Source organism: Vibrio sp. 2130-1 (genome assembly GCF_033339515.1).
In genome coordinates this window covers 1-622 of record NZ_JAWOUT010000426.1, presented here as the reverse complement: position 1 = coordinate 622, position 622 = coordinate 1, and the positions used below count along the sequence as shown (strand labels likewise).

The 622-nt window shown below is 49.2% G+C and carries 1 protein-coding gene and 1 pseudogene; both read right to left on the bottom strand.

The window, feature by feature from the left end; genetic code table 11:
• Positions 1-13: 13 nt before the first annotated feature.
• Complete coding sequence (locus R7Q09_RS26635) at positions 14-361, bottom strand: quaternary ammonium compound efflux SMR transporter QacE delta 1 (protein ID WP_000679427.1); 348 nt, start codon at positions 359-361, stop codon at positions 14-16.
• Between the two features lie 116 nt (positions 362-477).
• Positions 478-622: pseudogene (locus R7Q09_RS26630) on the bottom strand (ANT(3'') family aminoglycoside nucleotidyltransferase); the annotation flags it as partial.

The window sequence follows — 622 nt, the reverse complement described above, 5'->3', positions numbered from 1 at the left end:
ATGCCGAACACCGTCACCATGGCGTCGGCCTCCGCAGCGACTTCCACGATGGGGATCGGGCGAGCAAAAAGGCAGCAATTATGAGCCCCATACCTACAAAGCCCCACGCATCAAGCTTTTGCCCATGAAGCAACCAGGCAATGGCTGTAATTATGACGACGCCGAGTCCCGACCAGACTGCATAAGCAACACCGACAGGGATGGATTTCAGAACCAGAGAAAGAAAATAAAATGCGATGCCATAACCGATTATGACAACGGCGGAAGGGGCAAGCTTAGTAAAGCCCTCGCTAGATTTTAATGCGGATGTTGCGATTACTTCGCCAACTATTGCGATAACAAGAAAAAGCCAGCCTTTCATGATATATCTCCCAATTTGTGTAGGGCTTATTATGCACGCTTAAAAATAATAAAAGCAGACTTGACCTGATAGTTTGGCTGTGAGCAATTATGTGCTTAGTGCATCTAACGCCTGAATTAAGCTGCGCCGCGAAGCGGCGTCGGCTTGAATGAACTGTTAGACATCATTGGCGTGGAGCCGAGCAGACTGGCGGCTTCGTGCTTCACAAAGTAAATGAACGCAGTCAACTGATCAGCGCGTGAGGCCAAGCAATCCATCCCT

Coding starts and splice junctions, on each gene's coding strand:
- R7Q09_RS26635 (WP_000679427.1), bottom strand. CDS start 361: ATGAAAGGCTGGCTTTTTCTTGTTATCGCAATAGTTGGCGAAGTAATC.